The sequence below is a fragment of the Streptomyces sp. NPDC088157 genome, assembly GCF_044741545.1.
Classification (GTDB): Bacteria; Actinomycetota; Actinomycetes; order Streptomycetales; family Streptomycetaceae; genus Streptomyces.
This window is the reverse complement of sequence record NZ_JBIUSU010000004.1, coordinates 265516-284648: the sequence shown is the minus strand read 5'-3', so window position 1 is coordinate 284648 and position 19133 is coordinate 265516. Positions and strand designations below refer to the sequence as shown.

The following is a 19133-nucleotide window of genomic DNA, read 5'->3' as shown; positions in this document are numbered from 1 at the left end:
CCGCCTCCTGACGGCACCGCGCTCGGACGCGCGCCCCGGACCGACGTCCACCGATAAGGGGTGACGGCCCTGCCCTACCGGGACAACAGCCGCCCCGTCATCGCCATGATCAACCCGCCGGCGCACATCGCGCTGCTGGTTGTGCCGGTATCGGTTCACTTCGAGGGCTGGTCAACGTGGTCGTCCTGGAGCATGTGACGACGTTCCTGTTCGCGCTTGGAGTAGGCGGCCGCCCGGATCGCATCGTCGCTCTCCAAGCCTGATCCCAGCGCGCCGCCCACGGTGGCGACCGAAGCGACGAACCAGGACAGCGTCAAGTACTCCTCGGCGTGCAGTGGGGTTCGTGTCACGGAAGCGAACACTTGGTCGTTGAGGATGAACAGCGCCCACACCCAGTTGATGACCATCAAACCCACGTAGCAGACGAGCACCCCGATGGCCACGGTCACGACCGTCGAGGCGTTGTAGAGCCGCGCCCTCTGCCTCGCCTCCGGCGAGCTCTCTGCTGACCGATGCCACAGCTCCGCGTCTATGATCAGCCAGCCGATCATGAGCGCGACAGATCCGACCGTGGCGATCACGAGGCGTGGCACGCTCAGGGTCTCAGCCAGGCTCCAGACGGTGGAGTTCACGGTGGCGACCGCTCCTGTGGCGAGTGCGGCCGCCAGGGCTTTCGACAAGCCCGGCACCAACCGCCACGGCCGGTTGGCGCGGACCATACCGACGAGCACCCGCAGGTAACCGCGCGGCCCGCTGACGACGTACCGAAGATCGTCGGTCTCCTCACCGATCGGGCCCGGATGAATAGGTGCGAGACGATTGACGAAGGGCCCCAGAAGCGGCTGACTTCGCGGAGGTCCTTCAGCCTCAGTGGTTTGCGGACCCGCCAAGCCAAGCACGGCTTCTTCGACGGCCCGCCGGGCCCTCGTCTGCAGCCGCAGGCCCCCCAGTGAAGGAAGAGAGAGCAGCGCCAAGCCGTGTTCGTGATTCAGATTCACAGCGAGCTTGCGCCCGTGTGAGTGCAGCGGAAGGTCGGTGAGGGCCACGACGATGTCCCAGTTCTCCGCACTCACGCGGTCCATGATCCGGTGCATCAAGGTGGGCGGGTCCTCGGTCCCTGCGGTGAAGGGCTCACTGACCACCTTGACGTCGAACCGTCGTCCCTCGCCCGACTTGTCGGCGAGCCGAGCAGAAAGTGTCCGGGCCATGCGCTGCGCGATCTCCGTCGGCGCGTCCGGATCCGCCAGGAGAGCCACGACCGTAACGCCCTGAGACGACACCCTCATGACTGGACCCTCTCGTCGGCTGCCCCGCGATCCCAAGTGCCCACGGACGCCGCCGAGGTAACGTCGACGCCGCGTGACACGCCGGCCTCCGGCAGCAGTGCAGGCAATACGGCCAGATCTCCTCGTCTTCCCAGCACAGGGCCTGCTCCCACCGGGCCACGATCGCGTCCGCCACCGCGAACACCCGCTCTGGCATCACCCCGGCACGCACGCCGCGTCACCGACCACCCCGCTTCGGTGTCCGGCCCGGGAGTCGGAGTCCGGCAGAGCCCTGCAACGCGGGAAAATCCAGAACGCCTGCGAGGCACAACGCTGCGTCCTGCCCGGCGTCGGGGCGGCTGGTGGGCGGGATGGGCGGGATGGGCCGAGTCAACCGGCCCTGGCTGCTGCTCACCGGCCTCTCCCGAGCGCTCTCTGGCCCTGCTGTCGGTCCGCACGCCCGTCCGACAACCCGGGAGTCGGACGCATGGGCCTGGCAGGGCAATACAGGGAGGCTAATTGGGCCCGACGTGCGCATGCGTTCGCGCGCCCCCGTCGGCCAGGCTGACTGGGAAGCCCAGGGGCCGGGAGCCACCCGGCTCCCGCAGCCGGAGGTTGCCGTCATGACCGTGATGTCCATCGCCAGATTCGAGAGGTTCTTTCGCGCGGCCGCAGGACTGAACGTCGACAAGAACGATCTCAAGCGCTACAACGACTTCGTCGACGCCAAGCTCTACGATCTGCTGACCGTCGCCCAGGCCACTGCCAAGGCCAACGGGCGCGACATCATCCGGACCTGTGACCTGCCGATCACGAAAGGCCTGCAGGAGAGCATTCACCACTTCCGGAAGATCGACCAGGAAGTAGAGCTCAAGCCGATCCTGGAACAGCTCGCCACCCATCCCGCTCTGGACCGCACGCCCGATGAGGAGACCGAGGCGGCCTATCCGGACATCATCGGCGGACTCAGCCTGGCCCTTGCCCAGAGCTTCAAGATCCTCCACCCCGACCTGAAGAACCCCCAGACCCAGCAGTGGGACGAGGCTCGAGCCGTCTTCGACCTCCTGCTGTGAGGGGCGACCGGAACAGGCGGTGCGGGCCACGGCCACACAGTGTCAGCGCGCTCTCCTTCCTCGGCCGCCGCAACGATCCTGCCGGCCCGCCGCAGGGCCTCGTCCACGTCCAGGGCGCTGCCGAGAGCGTTCGTGACCTCCGCCGGCAGCGCCAGGCGGTCCAGAGCCCGCGCCGCAGCGCCGCGTCCACCACCTGCCCACGGAGATGGTGAGGGCTTTTCTCCCTCCCCGGTCCATCGGCACCGGGCGCGTCGTTTCGACGGCAGTTCTGGAGCCCGCGTACGAACTGGGCGGCGATGCTTTCGACCATCGTGCTGCGCCTGCTCATCCATGCCATCCTCGATCATCAGCACAACGAACTCGGCGACGACGCCACGATCTTGATGTTCGAGTGGCAGCCCCCTGATCCGTGACCGCGACATCCGCGGCGCCATACCCGCGCAGGCAGGTGCCGCACGACGGGCTGCAGGTCCGTGGCCGCAGCGGAGCCCTGGTTACCGGCGGATGCTGCCGGAGGCCTGGGTTCTGTGGTGGACAGCCCCACCCGACTGTCGACGATCAACACGCTCGGCAACCACCCGCGACCAAGGCGTCGGGAGGCCGAGGCTCCGCAGGCCTGCTCGGGGCGCTGAGCCGCGCTCGTGATCTCCTCCGCCCGGGTCACGGCAGGAGCGCGGCAAACGAGTTCGGCAGCCGGGATTTGAGGTGCTGCCATTCGCCGGCGCTCACATGGCGCTCCAGTGTTTTCAGTACGGTGCGTACCAGCTTCTCGCTGCCCCCCTCGACCGTATAGGGGAATTCGCTCCGGACCCGTGCGAAGAACTCCTCGTTGCTCATCTTCACGGGCGTTTCGGACGGTTTCCAGCCGTCGTAGTAGACGCCCCTGACGAGGGTCGGCAGCTGGGCGCCGAGCTGGACGGCCGTCTCGACCGGGAGACGATCCCGGAGCGGGTGCAGCACGGCCCGAAGTGCCGCGTACGACTGCTTGCGCCGTTCCTTGGGCCATTCGAAGGCCTCCTCGACGTCCTTGAGGAGCCGGTTGGCCTTGTCCACCATGGTGTCGAACGAGGAGAAACCTGTCTCAACCATTTTTCGTGGGCCTTTCGTTCAGGTGCCTCACGGCTCAGTCCGCGAGGTCGGCCTTGCCGAACAGGACCGCGTAGCTGGAGGGGAGTTGGCTGATGATCTGATTCAGTTCTCCGCCGGTGACAGCGTCGGCAACGGTGGTCAGGACCGCGCTGGCGTCCCACTGCGCCGTACGCGGCCGGGCATGAGTGCGCTCGGCGACCCGGCGGTAGAACTCCTCGATCCCGAAGCTCCTCGCCTGCTGCGGTGTGGCATGGTCCAGAACCTGTCGCAGTGGGCCGGGCAGCTGGGATGCGAGGTCCTTGACCTCTCCCGGGCTGATCCGTTGGGCCAGCACTTCCAGCACGGCGTTGGTGACGTCCGCGGCTTCGTCCTGGTCGTTGTATTCGCCTCGCTCGCGTACACGGGCGAGGAATCCGTCGTATTTCATCGCTGCCTTCCTTCTGCCCGCTCCGGTCACCGCGGGCCATGAGGGTCGCCCTGTGCGCTGTCGGGCCGGCCGCGTCCGTCCGTCGGCGCGTAGCTGCCGTTGGCAAGGCTCTTGGCCCTGGACTCCCGCTCGGACTCAAGCAGGGCACGGCGGAAGCGTCCGGGGCCCCAGGAACGGCCGCCCACGGCCTGTTCGAGTCGGTCGCGGCTCGTCGGGCCGGTTTCCTGGAGCGCGTGGGTGATCTGTTCGATCTCGTCGTCGAGGCGTTGTTCGGCCATGGCGGACGTACGGCTTGCCGTGCCCGCGGTGCCGGCCATCCCCGGCGAGTACATCCTGCTGCCCGGCCCGGTGCCCGGGCGGTAGCGGCGGGCTCCGGCGCGCTCCCGCTCCCGGCGGCGGGCGGTGCGGTCGGCGATCCGCTGTTCCCGCTCGTCCGCGGGCTGCCGGACGTGCTCGGGCCGGCGGTGGTCTCGTGCGTCCTGTGGCGAGGGCTCGTCGGGCCAGGCTGCCTCGGCTTCCTCAGCGGTGAGCGGCCGGGCGATGTTCTCCAGAGACTGTTGTTCGGCCCGGACACCGAAGAAGACCTCGGCCAGCCCGCCCAGCGCCATGGCTGCCGCTCCGACGAGGAAGCCGATGGCCACCAGGTCCGCATCGCCACTGTGAATCAGGTGGCCGAACAGCAGCGGGCCGGTGATTCCGCCCACGGCCGTGCCGATCGCGAAGAACAGCGAGATGGACAGGGCTCGGGTCTCCATGGGGAAGACCTCACTCACCGTCAGGTAGGCCGAGCTCGCTCCCGCGGACGCCACGAAGAAGGTCAGCGAGACCAGCAGGAAGAACCACCATGTCGTCAGGGAGCCGTTGACCAGCAGGACGGCGAGGACGACTGCCACGACTGCCGAGCCGAAGTAGGTGCCCGCGATCATCGGCTTTCTGCCGACGGTGTCGAACAGTCGGCCGAGAAGGAGCGGTCCGAGGAAGTTGGCGATGGCGAAGAGGGCGAGGAAGTAGGGGATCGAGCCGGAGCCGATGTCGAAGAAGCCGTTCAGAATCGTGCCCAGGTCGAAGACGATCGCGTTGTACAGGAACGCCTGTCCGACGAAGAGCGCCAGACCGAGAACGGCGCGACGCGGGTACCGCCGCAGAGCCACGCCGGCGATCTCCCTGAACGGGATGACGTCGCGCTGCCGTACGGTGACCGCCTCACCTGGTTCCGGCAGCTCGCTGCCGGTCTCTTGGCGCACCTCGGCCTCGATCCGGTCGACGATGCGTTCAGCCTCGGCTTCATGCCCGTGGATGAACAGCCAGCGCGGACTCTCCGGCACATGGCGGCGTACCACCATGATGCCCAGGCCCAGGATGCCGCCCAGGCTGAAGGCCAGCCGCCAGCCGAGGTCGGCTGCCAGCAGACTCTCGTTGAGAAGCAGCACGGCGACCAGGCTGCCGAGCGCCGCACCGACCCAGTAGCTGCCGTTGATGGCCAGATCCACCTGGCCGCGGTTGCGGGCAGGAATCAGCTCGTCGATGGCCGAGTTGATGGCTGCATACTCTCCGCCGATGCCCATACCGGTGATGAAACGGGCGAGGTAGAGGTACCAGGCGTCGTGTGCGAACGCGGTCGCGACGGTGGCGAGGATGTAGATGCCGAGCGTGAGCATGAACAGCTTCTTGCGCCCGTAGCGGTCGGTGAGTCTCCCGAACAGGAGAGCGCCCGCACATGCGCCTGCCACGTAGATGGCGGCGGCAGTGCCTATGTCGGCGCTGGTCAGGTTGATGCCGCTGCCCGGCTCGGTCATACGGGCGGCAACCGCCCCGACGATCGTCACCTCGAGTCCGTCCAGAATCCAGACGGTTCCCAGACCGATGACGATCCGCCAATGGAATCGGGACCACGGCAGCCGGTCCAGCCGGGCGGGGACCTTGGTGGTGACGACGCCGAGCTCGGCGGTGGTGGTCATGCCATGCCTCCTCGTTCAGGGCCATGGGCTGTCGCCTGGAGAGGGGCAGAACAGGCTGGAATGAGCCGGTCCGCATAGGGTGGTCTTCTGTGCTGCGCTGCCACCTTCTGGGACACCGTTTTCGCTTTCTCCATGAGGGCGACAGGATGCTCTGGCACTGCGTGCGTGGCTGCGGAGCGGAGGGAAGCAAGCGATATCCGACGGCCCAGGACGCCGAGCGTTACGCACGGGCATTCGACCGCGAGGACCGGGCGGACATGGGCCGACGAGCACCGCTGGGCCTGCTCCCGCTTCGGCTGCTGCGCGTCTGGCGTCTGCGACGCCGAAAGGAAGCCGGTGGGGAGCCGCACGCCACGTCTCCGCCGCCGTGAGGGGTTGTCATACGAGACGTCGTTCATGAGTCACCCCGGGTGTCTAAGCCTCGCCGGCCCGGCCGCGGTGCCGGACGTGCGTCCGGAACCGCGGCCTTCGCGTCTCAGCCGCTGCTCTCGGTGCTTTCCCCCGTCTCGCTGATCTCGATGTGGCGGGGCTTTGTGACCTCGGCCTTGGGGACGGTGACGGTGAGCACTCCGTCCGAGATCTGCGCATTGATCTTTTCGGTGTCGACCTCTCCGGGCAGCCGCAGTCGGTACTCGAAGGATCCGGTGCGGCGGGTGCTCCGGCGCAGGACGCCTCTGCGTTCCTTCTCCTTGATCTCTCCGGTGACCACCAGCTCCTGGCCGTTCGCTTCGACGTTGATGTCCTTGCCCTTGACGCCGGGGAGTTCGATCTCGACGTGGAAGGCGTCGTCGGACTCCGTGACATCCGCCAGGGGTGTCCACGCGACTGCGGGAGCAGCACCTCCCACCGTGGATTCGATCAGTCCGCTCATCTCGCTGAGCAGTTGGTCGAACTCCGTCAGCGGATTGCGTGCCCAGCCAAGGGGCCTGTCCTGCATTGCGCCACCGCGGTGGCGCCGGACGGGTGTGGCCATTCCCATCGCCTCCTTCTCCTTCTCGTGATCTCGTCGCCCGCTGGGTGTCATGCGAGCCAAGCGGACTCCTTCGGACGGGTGTGCGGGGAGGTGTCGGTGCCGCCGGGCGCGGCCGTGTGGCCCAGGTAGCGGTGCACGAAGTGGATGCTCATCGCGCCTTCGCCGACCGCGGAGGCCACGCGCTTCACCGAGCCGCTGCGGACGTCGCCGGCGGCGAAGACGCCAGGCAGGCTCGTCTCCAACGTCAGGCAGTCGCGGCCCTGGCTCTGCCACAGTTCGGGAACGGAGCAGGCTTGTGCCTCCGCGCCCGTGAGCACGTAGCCGCGCGCGTCGAGGGCGAGCGCGCCGGACAGCCACTCGGTGTGAGGGTCGGCGCCGGTGAAGACGAACAGGGCCCGCACCGCGAGGTGGCGGTGCTCGCCCGTACGGTGGTCGACCACGGTGACCGCCTCCAGCGCCTTGTCGCCGAGTGCCTCGGTCATCTCGGTGTGCAGCAGCACGCGCACCCGCGGGTGGCGCTCGATCTGATCGATCAGGTAGCGGGACATGTGTGCCTCGATGCTCGGCCCACGGACGAGCAGATACACCTGTGGTGCGTACCCCGCCAGGAAGAGCACGGCCTGGCCTGCGGAGTTGCCGCCGCCGACCACCGCCACCGGATCGGTACGGCACTGCTGGGCCTCGTAGACGGTCGCCGAGTAGTGGACGCTCGCGCCCTCCAACGGCTCGATGCCGGGCACATGGAGGCGGCGGTAGCGGGCGCCGGTGGCCAGGACGACGGTACGGGCGGTGATCTCGCTGCCGTCGGCGAACCCGACGGCGTAGTGGCCGTCCCGCCGTTCGAGCCGGGCCGCCTCCGCCGGGACGCTGATTCGGGCGCCGAACTTCTCCGCCTGGAGCACAGCGCGCTCGGTGAGTTCGGCGCCGGAGATGCCGGAAGGAAAGCCGAAGCAGTTGTCGATGCGGGAGGACGTCCCGGCCTGGCCGCCGGTGGCCATCGCCTCGACCACGGTCGTGCCGAGGCCCTCCGAGGCGGCGTTCACCGCGGCGGCGAGACCGGCCGGACCGGAGCCGACGATCAGGAGATCGCTGCGGCCGTTGCCCGACGGCAGGGGTGGCAAGCCGATCAACCGGGCCAGTTCGGCGTTGCTCGGATTGCGCAGCAGGGTGGTGTCCCGCCAGATCACCAGCGGCGTCTGCTCAGGACCGACCGCGAAGCGGCGCAGCAGCGCCTCGGCCTCCTGGTCCGTCTCCAGATCGATCCAGCGGTGCGGCAGCCGGTTGCGGGCGGCGAACTCGCGCAGCCGCCGGGTGTCGGGCGAGTAGCGCGAGCCGATGATGCGGAAACCGGCGCCCTGACCGACGAGCAGGGCACGGCGGCCCAGGCAGGCGCGCAGCACCACATCACCAAGGAGGGAGTCCCGGGTCACCAGGTCGCGCAGCTGATCCATGGACAGGGCGAGGATCTCGCCGGGGTCCCTGACCGCGGCGGTGTAGAAGGCCACCTGTCCGTTCAGGAGGCCGAGTTCGCCGATGAAGCGGCCAGGGCCGTGCACGCGCAGCAGGCGTTCGCCGGGCGTGCCGAAGCCCTCGACGATGGCGATCGAGCCACTGAGGACGACGTAGAACGCCTCGCACCGCTCGCCCTCCCGGATCAGCACGTCACCGGCGTCAACCGCGCGCCGCCGGCCATGCTGCGCCAGACGGGCCATCTCGTCGTCCGACAGACGGGGATAGGCGCCGTAGATGTCGGGGGTCTCGAAGGGGACGCTCTCCTGCGCCTCGTCCGGCACCGGCGCTGCACCCGGCCGCGTCTCGTCGCCGGGCATCACACGAGCGCCTCGTGGACGAAGCACCATCGCCAGTCCTCGCCGGGTTCCATTGACGCCACGATCGGGTGGCCGTCGGCGGCGGCGTGACGGCGGGCGTGTCGGTTCGGCGAGGAATCGCAGCAGCCGACGTGGCCGCAGGTCAGGCAGAGCCTGAGGTGGACCCAGGGGGAATGCGTGGCGAGGCATTCCTCGCATCCTGGAGCGCGCGGGGTGACGGGGCGTACGAGGGCGAGGTGCGGGTCGGTTCGTACGGTCATGGCCGATCATCCTTTCCCGGCCGGTTCGCGGCCGGCGATCGACTGCTCCACCCACCGCCGCAGGGCAGGGGCCGGTGCGGCACCCGCCTGCCGGGCGATGGTCTGTCCTTTGTCGAGGACCAGCAGCGTCGGTACGGCCTGGACCTCGAACCGTCGCGCCAGGCGCGGGTTCTGGTCGATGTCCACCTTGACCAGTTTGATCGTTCCCGCGAGATCGGCGGCGACCTTCTCCAGCGCGGGGCTCACCATGCGGCAGGGGCCGCACCAGGTGGCCCACAGGTCCACGACGACGGGCACGGTGGCCTGCTCGACGACCTCGGTGAAGTCGTCGTCGCCCGCGTCGGCCATCCACGGCAGAGGCTGCTTGCAGTTGCCGCACCTGGGGCGGCCCTCGGCTGCCACGGGTACCCGGTTGGTGCGCCCGCAGTGCGGGCAGGTGACGTTGGTGGCGTGCACGGTACTCATGCCGCCTTCGCTCCCTTCACGTCCTCGGGCTGGTCGTAGGTGACCACCAGCTCTGCGTGCTCGGCGTCGACGCGGACCTTCGCGCCGTCCTGGACGTCGCCGCGCAGCAGGGCGCGCCCGACGAGTGTCTCGACCTCGTGGGAGATGTAACGCCGCAGCGGCCGGGCCCCGTACACCGGGTCGTAGCCCTGGTGGGCGATCAACTCCCGGGCCGCCTCGGTGAGTTCGACGGTGATGCGGCGTTCGGCCAGCCGCTGCCGCAGCTCGTCGAACTGCAGCTCCACGATCCGCTCGATCTGCCGCTCACCGAGCGGCTTGAACAGCACGATGTCGTCGACGCGGTTGAGGAACTCCGGGCGGAAGTGCCCGCGCAGCTCGCCCATCACCAGGGCGCGGGCGTCGGGCTTGATCTCACCCTCGGCGGTGGCGCCGTCGAGGAGGTGCTCGGAGCCGATGTTGGACGTCATGATGATCACGGTGTTGCGGAAGTCGACGGTGCGGCCCTGAGCATCGGTGATGCGGCCGTCATCGAGGATCTGCAGCAGGGTGTTGAAGACATCGGTGTGCGCCTTCTCGATCTCGTCGAACAGTACGACCGAGTACGGCTTGCGGCGCACGGCCTCGGTGAGCTGGCCGCCTTCCTCGTAGCCGATGTATCCGGGCGGGGCCCCCATGAGCCGGCTGACGGTGTGCCGTTCCTGGTACTCGCTCATGTCGAGGCGGACCATGTTCTCCTCGGAGTCGAACAGGGTCCGGGCGAGGGTCTTGGCCAGCTCGGTCTTCCCGACGCCGGTGGGGCCGAGGAAGACGAACGAGCCGATGGGGCGGCGAGGGTCGCGGATGCCGGAGCGGGCGCGGATGATGGCGTCGGCGACGAGCTTGACGGCCTCGTCCTGGCCGATGACGCGCTCGCGCAGGATCTCGTCGAGGCGCAGCAGTTTCTCGCGTTCGCCCTCCTGGAGGCGGGCGACGGGGATGCCGGTCCAGGCGGCGACGATCTCGGCGATCTCCTCCTCGGTGACGACCTCCCGCAGCAGCCGGTTCTGGCCCTGCCTGGCGGTCAGTTGCTCCTCCTCGGCGGCCAGCCGGCGTTCGAGGTCCTGGAGGCGGCCGTAGCGGAGTTCGGCGGCGCGGTTGAGGTCGTAGGCGCGCTCGGCCTCCTCCGCCTCGTGACGGACCTGCTCAAGTTCCTGCCGCAGCTCCTGTACGCGGCGAATGCCCTGTCGTTCCGCCTCCCACTGGGCGTGCTTGGCGTCGGCCTCGGCGCGCAGGTCGGCCAGTTCCTTGCGCAGTTCTTCGAGGCGGGTTCTGCTGGCGGGGTCGGTCTCCTTGGAGAGGGCGGCTTCCTCGATCTCCAGGCGGGTGACGCGCCGGGTGATCTCGTCGAGTTCGGCGGGCATGGAGTCGATCTCGGTACGCAGCCGGGCACATGCCTCGTCGACGAGGTCGATGGCCTTGTCGGGCAGGAACCGGTCGGTGATGTAGCGGTGGGAGAGCGTCGCCGCCGCGACCAGCGAGGTGTCCTGGATCTTGACGCCGTGGAAGACCTCGAGGCGTTCGCGCAGGCCGCGCAGGATGGAGATGGTGTCCTCCACGCTCGGCTCGTCGACCAGTACCTGCTGGAAGCGGCGTTCGAGGGCGGCGTCCTTCTCGATGTGCTTGCGGTACTCGTCCAGGGTGGTCGCGCCGATCATGTGCAGTTCGCCGCGTGCCAGCATGGGTTTGAGCATGTTGCCCGCGTCCATGGCGCCCTCGGCGGCGCCCGCGCCGACGACGGTGTGCAGCTCGTCGACGAAGAGCAGGATCCGCCCCTCGGCGGCCTTGACCTCGCTGAGTACGGCCTTGAGGCGTTCCTCGAACTCGCCGCGATACTTGGCGCCCGCCACGAGCGAGCCCATGTCGAGGGCGAACACCGTCTTGTCGCGCAGTCCTTCGGGCACGTCACCGCGCACGATGCGCTGGGCCAGACCTTCCGCGATGGCGGTCTTGCCGACGCCGGGGTCGCCGATCAGGACGGGGTTGTTCTTGCGCTTGCGGCTGAGGATCTGGGTGATGCGGCGTATCTCGGCGTCCCGGCCGATGACGGGGTCGAGCCGCCCGGCCCGGGCCTCGGCGACCAGGTCACGGCCGTACTTTTCCAGGGCCTCGTAGGCCACCTCGGGGTTGGCGGAGGTCACGCGCTGGTTGCCCCGGACCTGGGTGAGCGCGCCGAGGAAGGATTCCTGGGTCACGCCGTGCTCCTTCAGCAGGCGCCCGGCGGCGGTCGCCGAGCCCTCCTCGGCCAGGGCCAGCAGCAGGTGTTCCACGGACACGTACTCGTCCTTGAGGCGTTTGGCCTCCCGCTCCGCCGCGTCCAGCAGCCGGGCCAGGCGCTGAGTGACGAAGACCTGGCCGGGCGCCGCGCCCGGGCCGGTCACCTTGGGCCGGCGGGAGAGCTCCTCGCGTACGGCCTCGCGCAACTCCTTGGGCTCGGTGCCCGCCTGCTGGAGCAGCCGCGGGATCAGGCCCTCCTCCTGGTCGACAAGGGCAAGCAGCAGATGCTCGCCGTCGACCTCGGTGTGGCCCAGGCGGCCGGCGGCGCCCTGGGCCTCCTGCAGGGCTTCCTGGGACTTCTGCGTCAGGCGGTTCATGTCCATGGTGGTAGATCACTCCTCATGCCTGCACGCCGCAGCGCGGCTTCGAGCAGGCTGATGCGGTCGAGCAGGTCGAGCACCAGACCGACGGATGCGTAGTTCAGGCACAGCCCGGTGCGCAAGCGCTGGACGCGGGCCAGGGCGGCCGGGGCCGTGGGGTCGAACACCAGCCGTCCGGAGGCGTCACGGCCGGCGTCCACCAGTCCGAGGGCGACGAACCTACGGATCAGGTCGGGATGGAGGCCTGAGCGGCGGGCCACGGTCTCCAGGGAGAGCTTGGGCACGGCCACGATCGCGTACTGCACGCCCATCTCGGTCGTGCGGGCATGGGACGGGCGGGCCTCGGCCGGTCGGTCGCTCATCAGGTCCTCCTGGGGTCGAACGAGGAGACAGCGGCAAGTTCCTCCAGCAGCTCGCGCTCCCGGTCGCTCAACCGGGGCGGCACCATGATCCGCAGTTCCGCGTACAGGTCTCCGTTCGCGCCGCGCGGGCCCGGCATGCCCTCGCCGCGCAGCCGCAGGCGCCGTCCGCTGGAGGACCCGGCGGGTACGGTCACCTTCGCCGTGGAACCGCTCGGCGTGGGCACCGGCACGGTCGCGCCCAGCGCCGCCTCCCACGGGGTGACCGGAAGCCTCACGTGGACGTCCCGGCCGTCGAGGCGGAACTCGGGGTGCGGCTGGATCCGCACCCTCAGGAACAGGTCCCCGGCGGGAACGTCGTCGCCGCTCCCGCGCCCGCCCTCCCCGGCCAGCCGGATGCGCTGTCCGTCGGTGGTGCCGGGCGGCACGTCGACCTGGTAACGCCGCTGCCCTGCGGGCCCGGCGATGGTGACCGTACGGCGCCCGCCCCGATAGGCCTCCTCGACGGTGAGCGGCAGTTCGGCCTCCTGGTCGGCGCCGGGCACGCGCATCCGCCCGGCGCCGCCGAACAGTGAGCCGAACAGATCCTCGACGTCGACCCCCTCGTCCCCGAAGCCTGCCGTGGAGTACCGCACCCGGGGGCCGCCGCCGGTGGTCCGCCGGAAGCCGCTGCCGGCTCCGGCGCCGGCGGCGACCCGCTCCTCCCAGTCCTCCGGGATCTTCCGGAAGTCCTCGCCGAAGCGGTCGTACCGGGCTCGCTGCTCAGGATCGGACAGGACGCTGAAGGCCTCATTGATCTCCTTGAACCGCTCCTCCGCCTGGGGGTCCTTGTTGACGTCGGGGTGGTACCTGCGGGCCAGGGTGCGGTAGGCCCGCTGGATCTCGTCCCGGTCGGCGGTGCGCGGAACGCCGAGCACCTCGTAGAAGTCGCGTGCCATGGACGGTCACTCCCGCTTGGCGACGGTCACGGCGGCAGGCCGCAGCTGCCGCTCGGCCTCCCCGTAACCGGGTCGCAGCACCTGGACCACGGTGTTCGGATCGGCGTCGGGATCCTGGACCACCCCGACCACCTCGTGCCGGGCCGGATCGAACGACACGCCCCTCTCCGCGTGGCGCGGGTAGCCCAGCCGCTCCAGGACGTTCACGGCCTGGTCCCGCACCGCCCGGACGCCTTCGACAATCGCACCGGGGTCGGCGGCCGCGTGGTTGAGGGCAAGTTCCAGGTTGTCAATGACGGGCAGGAAGGCCGCAGCCGTACGGGCGCGTTCGGCCCCGGCCACCCGCTCCAGCTCCCGGGCGTGGCGTTTGCGCAGGTTGTCGAGGTCGGCCAGGGCACGCCGCCAGCGGTCCTCGGCCTCTCGCAGGGCGGCCGCGTATTCGTCGTCGGGTGCGGCGGTGCCGATTGCGGCGTCGGGCCCGGGCTCGGCCTCCTCGGTCCGCGGTCCAGGCTGCTCGAGGTCCCCGCGCGGCGGTTGTACGGCGCCTTCCGGCGGCGGGTCGGGCTCTCGGCCCCGGGGTGGGATGGGCATGGCGAGCACCTCAGCCCTTGTCGAACTCGGCGTCGATCACATCGTCGTCGCCCCCGGAGCCGTTCGGCGCGGCCCCGCCGGGCCCGGATCCGTCCGGTGAGCCGGTGCCCGCGGGACCGCCCGCGGCGGCTCCTGCCTGGTGGGCCGCGAGGCCCGCGAAGACCTGCTGGAGTTCGGATGCCAGCGGCCGGGCCTTGTCCACCCCGGCCTCGTTCTTGACCGCCTCGCGGGCCTCCGCCACCAGCATCTCGGCGCGGGCCTTCTCGTGTGCGGGCGCGGCGTCGCCGAGCTCGCCGAGGCGCTTTTCGACCTGGTAGGCGATGGCGTCCAGTTCGTTGCGCGCGTCGACTGCCTCGCGCAGGGCCTGGTCCTGGCCGCGGTTGCGTTCGGCCTCCTGGACCATCCGCTCGACCTCGCTGCCGTCGAGGTTGGAGCTCTCGCTGATGGTGATGCCCTGCTCCTTGCCGGTGTCCTTGTCCCGCGCGGTGACGTTGAGGATGCCGTTCGCGTCGACGTCGAAGGTGACCTCGACCTGCGGCTCGCCGCGCGGCGCGGGGCGGATGTCGGTGAGCTGGAAGCGGCCCAGGACCCGGTTGTCGGCGGCCAGCTCACGCTCGCCCTGCAGGACGACGACGTCGACGGCGGGCTGGTTGTCCTCGGCGGTGGAGAAGGTCTCGGTGCGGCGCACCGGGATGGTGGTGTTCCGCTCGATGATCTTCGTCATCACGCCGCCGCGTGTCTCCACGCCCAGCGACAACGGGGTGACATCGAGCAGCAGGACATCCTTGACCTCGCCCTTGAGGACCCCGGCCTGGATCGCGGCGCCCATCGCCACGACCTCGTCGGGGTTGACGCTCATGTTGGGGTCCTTGCCGCCGGTCAGCCTGCGCACCAGGGCCTGGACGGCGGGGATGCGGGTGGAGCCGCCGACGAGGATGACCTCGTCGATGTCGTTGTCACTGACCTTGGCGTCGTCCATGGCCTGCCGCACCGGGCCGAGGCAGCGCTCCACCAGGTCGCCGGTGATCTGCTCGAACGTGGACCGCATGATCGTCGTGGTCAGATGCTTGGGCCCAGAGGCGTCGGCCGTGATGAACGGCAGGCTGACCTGCGTCTGGGTCACCGAGCTGAGCTCGGTCTTGGCCTTCTCGGCGGCCTCGAACAGGCGTTGCAGCGCCTGCGGGTCCTGGCGCAGGTCGATGCCGTTCTCCTTCTGGAAGCCGTCAGCGAGCTGGTCGACCAGTCGGCGGTCGAAGTCGTCGCCGCCCAGATGGCTGTCGCCCGCCGTGGACCGTACCTCCACCACGCCGTCGCCGACGTCGAGGATGCTGACGTCGAAGGTGCCACCGCCCAGGTCGAAGACGAGCACCGTCTCGTGCTGCTTCTTGTCCATGCCGTAGGCGAGGGCGGCCGCGGTCGGCTCGTTGATGATCCGCAGCACCTCCAGGCCGGCGATCCGTCCGGCGTCCTTGGTAGCGGTGCGCTGGGAGTCGTTGAAGTAGGCGGGCACCGTGATGACCGCTTCCGTGACCCGCTCTCCCAGCTGTTTGGAGGCGTCGTCGGCGAGCTTGCGCAGCACCTGCGCGCTGATCTCCTCCGGCGCGTAGAGCTTGTCGCGCACCTTGAAGCGGGCGGCGCCGCCGTCTCCCTCGACCACGTCGTACGCGACGGCCTTGGCCTCTTCGGAGATCTCGTCGAAGTGCCGGCCGATGAACCGCTTGGCCGAGGAGATGGTGCCCTTGGGGTTGAGGATCGCCTGGCGGCGGGCCAGCTGGCCCACCAAGCGCTCGCCGGTGTCGGTGAAGGCCACCACGGACGGCGTCGTGCGGTTGCCCTCGCTGTTGGGCACGACCGTCGACTCGCCGCCCTCCCAGACGGCGATCACCGAGTTCGTGGTGCCCAGGTCGATGCCTACTGCCTTGGCCATGAGGAACTCCTTCCGCGACGGGCGGTCCCCGTTTGCCACTCGGAGTCGCGCCCGGTCTTCCGCACTCGCTCAGGTGATGGCGGGACCGCTCCGCGGGCGGCTGCCTTTCCAAGCCCCGTCGCTCGTGCCGGTCCCGCTTGGCAGCTCGGCCAGCAGCCGCACCGCCTCGTCGGCGACCGCGTCGTCGGCGACGACGTCGTACCGGCTGGGCTCCATGAAGCTCACCGAGGCGAAGTCCCGGCGGCCACGCTGGGCCGCGTGCACCAGCAGACCGAGCAGGGCGCCGACGAGTGCTCCGAAAACCAGCCCGTACAAGGCGAGGAGCAGTCCCGACACGACCGGGTCCAGCCAGTTCAGCAGCCCGAAGATCCACCCGATCAGTGCGCCGGGCAGGGCGCCGCTCGCCGCGCCCTGCAGTGCGGCCCCGCCATGTCCCAGGCGGCCGGTCACCTGCTCGACCAGGCGCACGTCCTGCCCGATGATGGCCACCCTCTCGACGGGAAAACCCTGATCGGAAAGGTGATCGACGGCGCGTTCCGCCTCCTGGTAGGTCGTGTACGAGGCGATGGTCCTGCGGGCCTGCTCGTTCATCAGCCAGTCCTTCCCGCGGTCGCCGGTGCGCCCGGCGATCCGTGACAGGCCCAGAGTGGCAAGAGAGCAGCGCGCTCCGCCTGCACCCCGCAGGTCAGAATTCGGCGTAGCCGGTCGGCCCACGAGAGTGAGGCGCAAAGTCGAACAAGATGGATTTTTCTGGCTAGGCTGGGTGTGCAGGGCTCGCCCAGGCGTGGATCCCACGACTCGCTCGATCGCCTCCGACGACCGGAGGAGAACGGAGTGATCTATGGTCGGCCAGCGCCCGTCAAGGAGACTGTCCGCTCACGTCTCCGACCATGAAGCGACCCCCCACCCGAGCAACACCGCGGGCACCGAACAACCCGACCCGCATCAGCTCGCGGCGCTGGATCCACACGGGCTGCTGATGCTGTCCCACACCCTGTTCACCTGCACGGAGCAGAGCGATATCGTACGGCTGGCCATGCGGCACGTCAGTGCCCTTGGTCCCTACCGCGCCGAGGCCGGATACCTCGCGACGGGCGACGGTTTGTCCCGCGTTCCCCGCCACGATGCGGGAGCGCCAACGGTCGACGACGCATGGATGAAGGAGTTGGACGAGGCCGACGGCTCTGTCTCCCTTCCGGAGCGGTCCTGGAACTGGGCGTTCGGTCTGCGCGGGGCCGGCGGCCTGCTCGGCTACCTGGTGGTCTCCTCCCGCTCCGGGCCCGATGAGCAGGGGCACTTCCTCCTCTCGACCCTCGTGGCGCTCACATCGGCGGCCATGGCAGTGGCGGCCTCGCGTGCCACGCACCGCGGCAACGCCGGTGAACTGAGCCGGCTCCGCACCGAACGGGACACAGCACTGGGGCAGTTGGACACTGTGCGCTCCAAGCTGCGCCTGCAGAAGACCGTTCACGAGGCCCTGGCCGGCGTCGCTGCCCGGGGCGGCGGCGAGGACGCCATCACCCAGGCGCTGTACGAACTCACTGGGCTGTCCGCCCTCATCGAGGACCGGTTCGGCAACCTGAGGTCCTGGGCCGGTCCCGACCGGCCCGACCCCTACCCGGTACGGTCCCCGACCCACCAGGAAGGGATGCTGCGGCAGGTCGCGCACGAGGCGGGCCCGGTCAGAGTCAAGGACCGGCTGATCACCCTGGCCCGGCCGCGCGGCGAACTCCTCGGCGTACTCGCCCTGGAGGACCCCGAGGCGACCGCCGACGAGCACACCATGTTCGCCCTGGATCACGCCCAGCGGTCGCTCGCCCAGGAGCTCATGCATATGCGCGAACTCATCGAGGTCGGACTGCGGCTGCGCCGCCAGCTGATCGATGACCTGTTGGAGGGTACTGACGAGACGAGTGCCTACGCCCGGGCCGAAGCAGTCGGCCACGACCTGCAACGTACCCATTACGTGGTCGTGGTGCACTGGCCCGGCAACGCCCCTGACGACTCCTTCACCCGCGCCGTCGAGCAAGCGGCGGCCGCCACGGCGACCCGTCCGCTGATCACCCGTCGCGGCGACCGGGTGGTCCTGCTGACCGAAGCAAAGCCCAACGACGATGCCATGCACGCGGCGCTGGCCCAGGAGCTGGGGACGCCCGAAGGAGCGATCGGGGTGAGCACCCCCTGCGACTCCCCGGACGGCGTTCCCCGCTGCTATCAGGAGGCACTGCGGGCTCTGGATGTGCGGCAGAACTCCCGCCAGAGCAGCGGGACGACGTACTTCGACGACCTCGGGCTGTATCGGATCCTGGGGCCCGGCAACTCTCTCCGGGAGCTCGAAGGCTTCGTGCGAGAGTGGCTCGGCCAGCTGATCGACTACGACGCAGGGCACGACACGGAGTTGGTGGAGACGCTCTCGCGCTACTTCGACTGCGGAGGCAACTACGACGATGCTGCCGCCGCGCTGACGGTCCACCGCAGCACCCTGCGCTACCGGCTGCAGCGCATCCGTGAGATCAGCGACCACGACCTGTCGGATGTGGATACCCGGCTCAATCTGCAGGTGGCAACGCGCGTCTGGAAGATCATCCTGGGTGGGCGGCGCTGACCGCGGCCACCCGGAGGGTCGGCGCAGCAGCGGCGTGAGCAGCAGTGCGACGCCGTTCAGCATTGCCGAACACCACGGCCCACGGCGGCCTGCAGTGCCGTACGGCGATGAAGAGCCGGGACAGCAGGATCGCGATCCCGCCCGGGGCCGACAGGGCCTGCGGCCCGGCGAGCAGCGTGCCCACCGCGTAGAGCAGGGAGCACAACACCGGTACGGTGGCGCGCAGTTGGGGGGATGAGCCAGGCGGGGTGCCGCTCGGCCGGCCACAGGACGGCGACGAGTCCGACCAGGAGCAGTACGACCGTCGCCCGTAGGTTCCCGTCGGCGTTGGCCACGTTCACGCCGTCGGCCACCACCGCCTGACGCAGATGGGCGGCGAGGGCGCCCAGAGGATCAGGCCGGCGCCGTTCAACATCCGGGACGCCGGCGACCTCAGTATCGGCCGCCGCCTGAGCCCCGCACGGCCCGGTGCGCTTGCACTGAGGAATCAGCAGGTCAGCGCCAACAAGCCAAGCCCATCGCGCGTCAGACCAAGCGCTCCGCTCAGTGCCAACCATCCCGCTTTCATGCCAACCAAAAAAGCCTCGTCACAGGGAGTGTGACCAGGATCGGTAGTTGGCACCAGGGAATGTTCGTGACCTGCGCTGATGCCAACTAGGTTCAGCAGCCGGATGCCCGCAATCAGAGAGATAGTTGGCACTTTGGTACATCGCAGGTCACGGGGTGTTTCGCTGGGGGCAA

17 protein-coding genes are annotated in these 19133 nt (G+C 69.5%); 2 read left to right on the top strand and 15 right to left on the bottom strand.

Features of this window, described 5'->3' with window-relative positions:
* Window positions 1-155 precede the first annotated feature (155 nt).
* The gene (locus tag ACIPFH_RS17185; RefSeq protein ID WP_401827330.1) at window positions 156-1286 is read right to left on the bottom strand and encodes a hypothetical protein; all 1131 of its coding nucleotides are present in this window, start codon (window positions 1284-1286) and stop codon (window positions 156-158) included.
* Window positions 1287-1888: 602 nt separating this feature from the next.
* On the opposite strand from ACIPFH_RS17185, the gene ACIPFH_RS17180 reads away from it, so the two are divergent.
* Entirely contained in the window at window positions 1889-2338 is a 450-nt protein-coding gene (locus tag ACIPFH_RS17180) for a DUF1931 family protein (RefSeq protein WP_361902524.1), read from the top strand.
* 660 nt (window positions 2339-2998) lie between these two features.
* Here ACIPFH_RS17180 and ACIPFH_RS17175 read toward each other — a convergent pair.
* From ACIPFH_RS17175 to ACIPFH_RS17115, 13 genes are all read right to left on the bottom strand, one after another.
* Window positions 2999-3427, bottom strand: coding sequence for a DUF2267 domain-containing protein (locus ACIPFH_RS17175; RefSeq protein ID WP_401827329.1), 429 nt, complete (start codon window positions 3425-3427; stop codon window positions 2999-3001).
* A 34-nt stretch (window positions 3428-3461) separates the two neighbouring features.
* Window positions 3462-3854 (bottom strand): DUF2267 domain-containing protein, encoded by a 393-nt coding sequence (locus ACIPFH_RS17170; RefSeq protein ID WP_401827327.1) that lies wholly within the window; start codon window positions 3852-3854, stop codon window positions 3462-3464.
* A gap of 26 nt (window positions 3855-3880) precedes the next feature.
* Window positions 3881-5812: an MFS transporter gene (locus tag ACIPFH_RS17165; protein ID WP_401827326.1), complete on the bottom strand. Its 1932-nt coding sequence runs from the start codon at window positions 5810-5812 to the stop codon at window positions 3881-3883.
* Window positions 5813-6287: 475 nt separating this feature from the next.
* Window positions 6288-6785, bottom strand: coding sequence for an Hsp20/alpha crystallin family protein (locus ACIPFH_RS17160; RefSeq protein ID WP_401827324.1), 498 nt, complete (start codon window positions 6783-6785; stop codon window positions 6288-6290).
* 47 nt (window positions 6786-6832) lie between these two features.
* Window positions 6833-8614 (bottom strand): FAD-dependent oxidoreductase, encoded by a 1782-nt coding sequence (locus tag ACIPFH_RS17155; protein WP_401827322.1) that lies wholly within the window; start codon window positions 8612-8614, stop codon window positions 6833-6835.
* Entirely contained in the window at window positions 8614-8874 is a 261-nt protein-coding gene (locus tag ACIPFH_RS17150) for a UBP-type zinc finger domain-containing protein (RefSeq protein WP_383273759.1), read from the bottom strand. Before ACIPFH_RS17150 ends, ACIPFH_RS17155 begins: the two co-directional genes overlap by 1 nt.
* Before the next feature lie 6 nt (window positions 8875-8880).
* The gene (gene trxA / locus ACIPFH_RS17145; protein WP_401827321.1) at window positions 8881-9339 is read right to left on the bottom strand and encodes a thioredoxin; all 459 of its coding nucleotides are present in this window, start codon (window positions 9337-9339) and stop codon (window positions 8881-8883) included.
* Complete coding sequence (gene clpB / locus ACIPFH_RS17140; RefSeq protein ID WP_401827319.1) at window positions 9336-11975, bottom strand: ATP-dependent chaperone ClpB; 2640 nt, start codon at window positions 11973-11975, stop codon at window positions 9336-9338. Before clpB ends, trxA begins: the two co-directional genes overlap by 4 nt.
* Window positions 11966-12334 carry a chaperone modulator CbpM gene (locus tag ACIPFH_RS17135; protein ID WP_401827318.1) on the bottom strand — a complete coding sequence of 123 codons (369 nt, stop codon included), beginning with the start codon at window positions 12332-12334 and terminating at the stop codon, window positions 11966-11968. The genes clpB and ACIPFH_RS17135 overlap by 10 nt, the downstream gene beginning before the upstream one ends.
* The gene (locus ACIPFH_RS17130) at window positions 12334-13269 is read right to left on the bottom strand and encodes a DnaJ C-terminal domain-containing protein (protein ID WP_401827316.1); all 936 of its coding nucleotides are present in this window, start codon (window positions 13267-13269) and stop codon (window positions 12334-12336) included. The genes ACIPFH_RS17135 and ACIPFH_RS17130 overlap by 1 nt, the downstream gene beginning before the upstream one ends.
* A gap of 6 nt (window positions 13270-13275) precedes the next feature.
* Entirely contained in the window at window positions 13276-13860 is a 585-nt protein-coding gene (gene grpE / locus ACIPFH_RS17125; RefSeq protein ID WP_401827314.1) for a nucleotide exchange factor GrpE, read from the bottom strand.
* Between the two features lie 10 nt (window positions 13861-13870).
* A complete protein-coding gene (dnaK, locus tag ACIPFH_RS17120) occupies window positions 13871-15787 on the bottom strand; it encodes a molecular chaperone DnaK (RefSeq protein WP_401827312.1) in 1917 nt (638 codons plus the stop codon).
* 69 nt (window positions 15788-15856) lie between these two features.
* On the bottom strand, window positions 15857-16378 hold the full coding sequence (locus ACIPFH_RS17115; protein WP_401827311.1) for a general stress protein: 522 nt from the start codon (window positions 16376-16378) through the stop codon (window positions 15857-15859).
* A 250-nt stretch (window positions 16379-16628) separates the two neighbouring features.
* On the opposite strand from ACIPFH_RS17115, the gene ACIPFH_RS17110 reads away from it, so the two are divergent.
* Window positions 16629-18392, top strand: a complete 1764-nt coding sequence (locus tag ACIPFH_RS17110; RefSeq protein WP_401827309.1) for a PucR family transcriptional regulator — start codon at window positions 16629-16631, stop codon at window positions 18390-18392.
* On the opposite strand, the gene ACIPFH_RS17105 is transcribed toward ACIPFH_RS17110, so the two are convergent.
* On the bottom strand, window positions 18370-18597 hold the full coding sequence (locus ACIPFH_RS17105; RefSeq protein ID WP_401827307.1) for a hypothetical protein: 228 nt from the start codon (window positions 18595-18597) through the stop codon (window positions 18370-18372). The genes ACIPFH_RS17110 and ACIPFH_RS17105 overlap by 23 nt on opposite strands.
* Between the last annotated feature and the right edge of the window lie 536 nt (window positions 18598-19133).